4 protein-coding genes are annotated in these 8,101 nt (G+C 64.1%); 2 read left to right on the forward strand and 2 right to left on the reverse strand.

Translation table 11 applies throughout. From position 1 onward, the window contains the following. Positions 1-248 (forward strand): hypothetical protein (locus tag J7E80_RS15840; RefSeq protein WP_215051432.1); only part of this gene is annotated, 248 nt, incomplete at its 5' end. Between the two features lie 952 nt (positions 249-1,200). Here J7E80_RS15840 and J7E80_RS15845 read toward each other — a convergent pair. Next, a complete protein-coding gene (locus J7E80_RS15845; protein WP_215053206.1) occupies positions 1,201-3,306 on the reverse strand; it encodes a glycosyltransferase in 2,106 nt (701 codons plus the stop codon). A 1-nt stretch (position 3,307) separates the two neighbouring features. Next, positions 3,308-4,408 (reverse strand): hypothetical protein, encoded by a 1,101-nt coding sequence (locus tag J7E80_RS15850; RefSeq protein WP_215053207.1) that lies wholly within the window; start codon positions 4,406-4,408, stop codon positions 3,308-3,310. A 765-nt stretch (positions 4,409-5,173) separates the two neighbouring features. Between J7E80_RS15850 and J7E80_RS15855 the strand changes: the two genes are divergently transcribed. Beyond that, positions 5,174-7,993, forward strand: coding sequence for a DNRLRE domain-containing protein (locus tag J7E80_RS15855; RefSeq protein WP_396020790.1), 2,820 nt, complete (start codon positions 5,174-5,176; stop codon positions 7,991-7,993). Positions 7,994-8,101: the final 108 nt, after the last annotated feature.

An 8,101-nucleotide genomic window follows, 5' to 3' on the forward strand; every position in this document is an offset into this window, starting at 1 on the left:
GCACGCGCAAGAAAGGAGGCGGCGTGATGATCGATCTGGCGGGACTGCTTGCGACTGCCGCCCTGCTCGTTACCCTTATCGTGCTTGAGGTCCGGCGTGCCGGGCCGGAGACCGGGCAGCCCACATACAGCGGGCAGCCTGCACGCTGGAGGCTGCTGGGCCCAACGGTGGGCCGCGGGGTCCTGGCGGTCATGTGGGGGATGTATCTGTTCCTCTTCGTTCCACGCGTGCTGGGATTGCTCGCATGAGCCGCGCAGCGCGAGTCGCGCGCCGGGGATGCCCAGGCCTCGAACGACACGTCGTCGCTGGCCCGGTTTCGTGCACCCGCGCGTCTGGATGACGCCGTCGGTGGCCGCCCGGATCGCCCCGGCGAGAGCGGGCGTGCCGCCCGCCGAACCATGCCCTGGACTGCCTTCCGCTCTGCGGCGTCGAGCGGTCACCCGGGCCGGCTCCACTCACCCCAACTTCTCAGACAGGCCCACGATGAACTAGTCAGGTGGGGTACTCGCTTGCTCAGATACTCAATATTCAAATGAGTAAGTGAGCATCCAACATTGGCGGCTGCCTGCCCCAGTGCGCAAGCGGTCCGCCGCCCGCGGCTGGGTTTCCCTTGTTGATTGCCGGTGGCGGATCGAAAGCCCAGATGGAGTGGCCGGCCTGGGCGGGATTCCGTGGAGCTAGGGAAAGTGCATGCTCCCAGTGCTCGCACTGGATGCTCCTATAGGCGTCGAATTGAACATAGCTGTTTGATGAGGACTCGCGTGGCGGTTTGAGCTAGGACTAAGAATCGGTCGTCTTCAGAATCGGAATCAATAGTCGGCGATATGCCTGGTGAGGGCCAGTTCAACTCGGGCAGCAGGGCCCTAAGCCAGTCGAGGACCCACCGCTCGAGTCGCTCGGCGTCCCAGTCCGCGGCCGTCACCAGCACCACCTCGCAGTCCTCCCGGTATTCCGCCCGTGCTTGGAGGTGCAACCGACTTCAGCAATATCGACAGGCTTCAGATTCCAAGAGTTAGGCCGCTAGAGCCACAAGCTGCCCGGGCATGTGGGGCCGTGATGAACGACGGCGGGCGGCACCGGACCGCCGTACTTAGCGCCGCCGTGCTTCGTTTCAGCGTGCCGCTGCGGCCGCTGCGGCCGCTGCCGACAGCGGCACCGCGGGCACGGCGGAGGTAGGTCCCGATGTCATGGTTACTCCGTTCAGGTCGGCTGGTTTATTGCCGCCGAGGCGACTCGGACCCGTTCAGCGTTGGGGGTTGAAGGGATCAGCACCCTGAGACGCCAGATGGCAATAAGAGCTGCGGACGCCTGGGCGACGGACCAGAGCGCTGAGACGCCGAGGAGGCCGAATTCGCGGGCGGCAAGGGAGGCTGGCCCGACGATAAGGACGGCAGCGAATACAGCTACGGCTGTGGCCTCGGCGAGGCGGCCTTGGGCCCGGCATAGACCGAAGTAAACCTGGGTCACGCAGCCCAGCAGCAGCGCCGGCACCAGGACGGGAAGCAGGATGGCGGTCGCCGCGTACTCCGGGCCAAGGAAACCGAGAAGGTAGGGGCCAGCTATGAGCAAGCTCACCCCGGCGACGAAAGTGAGGGCGAAGCTGGTTTTGAGTGCGGAGGACACCAGGCCAGGCCTTGACCTGCCTCCGGCCAGCGCAGTCTGCAGGGAGAACCCGGAAGACTGGGGAACGAAGAAGACCGCCGAGGCCATCATCCATACCATGAACCACGACGCGGTTGTTGCCGGGCCGAGGGTAGCGGCCACGACCAGCGGAAGGAGATAGCCGGGTGCGCCGTCTGCGAGCATCAGGGCGTGGTTGGGCAAGCCCGGTTTCAGCAGCCGCAGGGCGGGTCCCGGCCTGAGCCCGTGCTTCCAGTCCGGTGCTGCGCCGATGCGGTTGAGTTGGCGCAGCCCGAGGATCACGCTCGCCAGTGCACCGGCGGCCACCGCTGTGACCACCACGGCCACTTCCCGGACCCCGGCGGCCAAGGCCAAAGCCAGCACGGCGAGCTGTACCAGGCTCTGGGCGAGGCTCCTGACCAAGGCCCGGTCGGAGCGTTCCTGCGCGACGCCCACATGATCCAATTGGTAGGCGGCTGCTGCGAACACCGCTGTGGCCACGAACATCCCCGTCAGGACTGGGTCATTCCAGGCCACGCCCACGCCTGATCCCAGCGCGTAGGTCACAGCGGCCACTGCACCCGCCAGGACGACCGTGGCCACGCCTACAGTGAGGAGGCTGCTGGCAATTAGACGCCGTCCGCCATCAAGCTGCTCAGGAAGCAGAGTCAGGGTAGCCGGGCCGATGCCCAGCATTCCAAGCTGCACAGTGAGGAGCGCCGCGGCCACCACGGCGGTGCCCATGCCGAGTTGCGCGGGCGGTAGCATGATCGCCGCCAGTGCCCAGAACAGGAATCCGATGCCCATCGGCGCGATCCTTGCAGCGCTCAGCCAGGCCGCATTGCCGCCTACGGAGTGCCCGGTCCCAGTCGGACGCAGGATTTCGCCGAACATCGACCTGTAGTTGTAGACCAGGAAACAGACCCAGTAAAGCAGAAAACGCGGTGCGTGCAGGAGCGACTGGCCGACGCCGCGGACGGTGGCCAGCAGCGGCAAGACCGCAAACCAGCCTGCGCGGCCGGGGTGCTTGCGGATGGTTCGGGCCAAACCGGCGCCGTCCTGGAGCCATTGGTCACGGGCGGCAGCGAACGAGTCCATAAACCGGTGCCTCACTGCCATGGTGCTGGAGACGCCAAGCCGGTAGCCGGCCTCTTCGAGCCTGATTCTCAGCTCGATGTCCTCCCCAGACCGGAAGGTGTCATCGAACGCCACGGACAGCAGGGCTTTCCTCCGCATCATGATGGCGGACACGCCGAACCATGAGCGCACCCGGCTATGAAGGTGGTGCCAGGCAAGCGCCGCGCCCCAATATCCACGCCCGTCCGCCTCGCTGACCAGGGCGAACTGCAGCCCGTCGTAGCCGCCGGCCTTGAACTCGTTCAGGAGACCGCCCAAAGCACCCGCCGGAAGAACGACGTCGGCGTCGATCAGCGCGACGACGTCGCTGCATGCACTTTGGACGCCGAGCATCCTCGCTGCCGGCAGTCCGCGTCCCTCATCCGAGAGGACGAGCGCGCCCATGGATCGTGCAATCTCCACGGTGTTGTCGGTGGAGCAGCCGTCCACGACAATGATCTCCCGCGGTTTCTCTGCACGGATGGATTCCAGGCATTCGCCCAACCAGCTGGCAGCGTTCCGTGCAGGAATCACCACGGACACTTCAAGCTCCCTAATGTGGGCAGCCATGTCACTCCTCCAGTTTGGCGCTGATCTGGCCGGCGACGTAGTCGGAGGTCCGGTCGGCGGACCATGATGCGGGAATGCGCAGCAGGAAGCAGGGGACATCATCGAGGGCCCGCCGCACGACGGCTGCCTTCTGGCTGAAGAATTCCTCCAAGGGAACCAGTCCCGTCGCGCCGAGGGCCTCGATCAGCCGACGTGACACCACCGGGAGCTCCGAATGGAAGTTTCCGACGATGCGGGAGGTCATCCATTCGCGGCTCCGCATCTCCAGGCGGGGATCGGAACCGTCGTAGCGTTCAAGGAAAATCGCCAGTCGGGTGAGCGCAGCCGAGGAGATGCCGTCTCGTCCGAAGACCTGTTCGGGATGGACCATTCGATGTTCCGGGGACCAGCGGCGCGTGAACGCCGCAGTTCTTGGATACCTGACGATGAGCGGGTGGACGGCCGTGGCCAGGTGGGCCACCGAATTTGTGAGCCAGCCTGGTGCCAGGGGTTTGCGGGCCCCACTGAAGACCTCCGGGTAGATCCTCCGGTGGTGTGGTTTCAGGAACATCGGTTTGGCATAGCCCATGAGCATGCCGTCGGCGTCCAGGAAGGCCCAGTCATCGGCCATGAAGCGCACGCCGGGTATGGCCGCTAGCTTCGCGACCGTGCTGGTCTTCCCCACGCCGCCCCAGGCCGGTAGCAGGACTCCTGATCCACGGAAGTCAACAACCGCCGCATGGATCATCGCGGCGTTTTCCTTAATGCAGAGCCGATCCAGCAAGGGGATAACTGCAGTGAGCAGCTCGCCCCGGCCCTGTATAGAGTAACCGTCGCGGGTTTCCTGGACCTGGACGCGGTCTGCTGGGACATAGAGCGAGTCAGTTGTGAAACGGTAGGCGTCCTCGGCGTGTGATTGGTCGGTTACATCTGCCGTCTCTGCACTGAGATGCAGCCGCAGCGGCGCCCGGGACGGACCTAGGAACGGTGCGAGCATGTCCCGCAACTGGGCTTCGCCGGGGGTACCGGGCGCCACGTCGATGCCTACGAGTCCGTGGACATCGAAACTGGTACCGGTGGACGGGATCGAGTCCTTCAGAGCGTCTTTTTCGGACTGGCTCATGCCCCGTAACCTCCGGCGGTTTCGGCGATATGGGGGGTACTGTACTGCGGATACATCCGGATCATTTGACTTTCCTCCAGCTGGCGTGTGGCTCGTGCGGCTCGAGTCCCGCGTTCGCCGGGTCAAGGGCAGGCGGCGTCCCCGGAGTAACCGCAGGTAGTTACGGTCAGAACGGCGATGACCCCCTCGAAACATGTTCAGCCGAGCAAGTTGTAAAAAGCTTGGGATTTCTTGAACCGGGCCCAGCTTTAGGGGTCGTCCTCGTCTTTCGCTTATCTGGGCGCTGTCGGCATCCGGGCTCGGCGACCACGGCATGGCAGCACCGGGACGACGGACTGCTGTCTCCGACACGGTCTGGTCCAGGGTCATCACTATTGGGGATTGTGGCCGTGGGGAAAGTGTGGCATTGGGACTTGCCGGTTCCAAGGATGCCTAAACCCCTAACACTGGGGCCGGTCCGAGAAATCCCAAGCTTTTTACAACGTGTTCAGTCGAAGATGTTCCGAGGGGGAGTGGACGTAAGGTGCCAGGACCGCAGCAGCAGGCGCTTCGATTTCTCGAACCCAACCGGGAAGGTTGGTCGGGACTGGCATAAGCAAACAACTCCGATGAGTGGTGAGGCTAGTGTTGCTGGACTATACATTTTTTCACATGGGCGGGCGAGGTAGAGGTCGCAGGACTTCCTCGCTTGGCGTAAGGCGGGGAGTCAGTCTTCGTCTACGCGCGTCGCGGAATCTGCGGCTCCACGCACTGCTGACAGTGCTGCTGCTTGCGCTGGGTGGTGTTCTGGTGGTGCCGGTTACGGCGTCGGCTGCTACGGGTGATGTTGGGGTTGAGGGTCCGTCGCATTCGGGGACGGGGACGCCGACGGGGACGAAGCGGGCGGAGAATGCGTTGTGGTTCAACGACGGGCTCTGGTGGGGGAACATGTGGGACACTGCCAGCTCGGATTTTCATATCTTCCGGTTCAATGCCTCGACGAGCTCGTGGGTCAATACGGGTGTGGCGACGGACACGCGGGCGAACACTCATCATGACGTGTTGTGGGACGGGACGACGTTGTATGTGGCGAGCCATCTGTTCGTCAACGACGGTCTGCCGGCTGAGCCGAACTTCCCGACGACGATGCGGCGTTACAGCTACGACCCGATTCAGAAGAAGTACTCGCTGCTGAGTTCCACACAGATCAACAACTACAAAGTGGAGACCCTGTCCATCGATAAGGACTCCACTGGTCGGGTGTGGGCCACGTGGCAGCAGGGGAACCGGATCTATCTGAACGTCACTGCCACCGATGGCAAGACGTGGGGGACGCCGTTCCCGCATCCTGCGTCGTTGAGCAACGTCTCTGTGGACGACACCTCAGCTGTGATCGCGTTCGGCGGATCGGGCAACGGCAAGATGGGTGTGATGTGGAGCCGGCAGGTCGGTGATGCCACCGACGGCATGTACTGGAGTTACCACGTCGATGGTGCGTCGAACACCGACTGGACCACCCCGGTGGCGGCGGTGAAGGGGCAGCGCAGCGGTGATGACCATATGAACCTGAAGTGGCTGGACTCCTCGGCTGGCCAGGTTTTCGCCGCTGTTAAGACGTCGTTCACATCGGCGTCCCAGCCGCTGATCCAGCTGTTGGAATTGACTGGAACGACCTGGTCGGCGCACACGATCGCGACTGTGGCGGAGTGCCCGAACCGGGTGCTCGTCCTGATTGATGAGAGCACGCAGAGGCTGCGTACCTTCGCTACCTATCCGAAACCCAGTGGCACGACGAACGGAGGTGTCTGCACAACCTCGGGAGGTGCGATCTACGAGAAGTCCACGCCCTTGAACGACATCAGCTTCACCACCTCGAAGACGGCCCGCATCGTGGACGCGGACCAGTATGTCCACAACGTAACGTCGACGAAGCAGAACCTCAACAGTGAGGCGCGGGGCACGGCGGACAGCGGTCTGCTGGTGCTCGCCGATGTGAACGCCACAAGCCGGTACTGGCACTTTTACGACCCCACCGGCGGCGGTGGCGGTGGCGGTGGCGGTGGCGGTGGTGGTGACACGACGGCTCCGGAGACGACGATTACGTCGGGACCACCTGCGACATCGACGTCGACCAGCGCCTCCTTTGCATTCACCTCGAGTGAAGCGAATTCGACGTTCCAGTGCAGCCTGGATGGTGCACCGCGCGTGGCGTGCACCTCGCCCCAGACCTACACCGGGTTGTCGATCGGATCCCACACATTCAATGTCTGGGGCACCGACGCAGCCGGCAACACCGACGCGACAGCAGCGACGCAGACCTGGAGCGTCGGCTCCGGCGGCGGGACGTCGGAGACCGTCACGCTCACGGCCACCGCTGACAGCTATGTCTCGAGCGGGGCGACGGGAACGAACAATGGCACAAGTACCTTGTTGGGTGTAGACAACAGCCCGGTGGAGGTCACGTACATGAAGTTCGACCTGTCGGCCTATGCCGGCAGGACCCTGCAGAGTGCGACGCTGCAGCTGCGAAGCGCCGGGAGCGGGTCAACGGGTACACAGAACGTCAAGCTGGTAGCCAATGACACATGGACCGAGAGCGGGATCACGTACCCAGGTCCGGCGCTGGGCACCAGCATCGGCACGCTCGGCCCGACAACGACCAACACCAGCTACAGCGTTCCGCTGACGGTCAGCGGCCTGACCGGTGAGCTCGGCCAACAGCTCTCTCTTGGTATGGACTCCAGCAGCAGCGACGGCCTGGACCTCAACTCCAAGGAGGCCGGCAGCACGGCCGCACCCAAGCTGGTGCTCACGCTGAGCAGCGGCGGCGGCGGCGGTGGCGGTGGCGGTGGTGGTGACACGACGGCTCCTGAGACGACGATTACGTCGGGACCACCTGCGACATCGACGTCGACCAGCGCCTCCTTTGCATTCACCTCGAGTGAAGCGAATTCGACGTTCCAGTGCAGCCTGGATGGTGCACCGCGCGTGGCGTGCACCTCGCCCCAGACCTACACCGGGTTGTCGATCGGATCCCACACATTCAATGTCTGGGGCACCGACGCAGCCGGCAACACCGACGCGACAGCAGCGACGCAGACCTGGAGCGTCGGCTCCGGCGGCGGCACGTCGGAGACCGTCACGCTCACGGCCACCGCTGACAGCTATGTCTCGAGCGGGGCGACAGGGACGAACTTTGGCACGAGTGCCATGTTGGGTGTGGACAACAGCCCGGTGGAGGTCACGTACATGAAGTTCGACCTGTCGGCGTATGCGGGCAGGACGCTGGAGAGTGCGACGCTGGAGCTGCGCAGCGCCGGGAGCGGGTCAACGGGTAAGCAGAACGTCAAGCTGGTAGCCAGTGACAGCTGGACCGAGAGCGGGATCACGTACCCAGGTCCGGCGCTGGGCACCAGCATCGGCACGCTCGGCCCGACAACGACCAACACCAGCTACAGCGTTCCGCTGACGGTCAGCGGCCTGACCGGTGAGCTCGGCCAACAGCTCTCGCTTGGTATGGACTCCAGCAGCAGCGACGGCCTGGACCTCAACTCCAAGGAGGCCGGCAGCACGCTCGCACCCAAGCTGGTGCTCACGTTGAAGTAGTAGGCGGACGGAGTCGGCACTGCCGACTCCGTCCCAGCAATAGCATCTGACCGACATGGTCCATACCAGAAACACCTTTCGACACAACCACCCAGACAGGGGACGATT

It is taken from the genome of Arthrobacter sp. ISL-28 (assembly GCF_018613875.1).
Classification (GTDB): domain Bacteria; phylum Actinomycetota; class Actinomycetes; order Actinomycetales; family Micrococcaceae; genus Arthrobacter.

What these genes read in the sequence shown, in the direction of transcription:
- J7E80_RS15845 (WP_215053206.1), bottom strand. Translation starts at nt 3,306, where the DNA reads ATGGCTGCCCACATTAGGGAGCTTGAAGTGTCCGTGGTGATTCCTGCA.
- J7E80_RS15850 (WP_215053207.1), bottom strand. Translation starts at nt 4,408, where the DNA reads ATGAGCCAGTCCGAAAAAGACGCTCTGAAGGACTCGATCCCGTCCACC.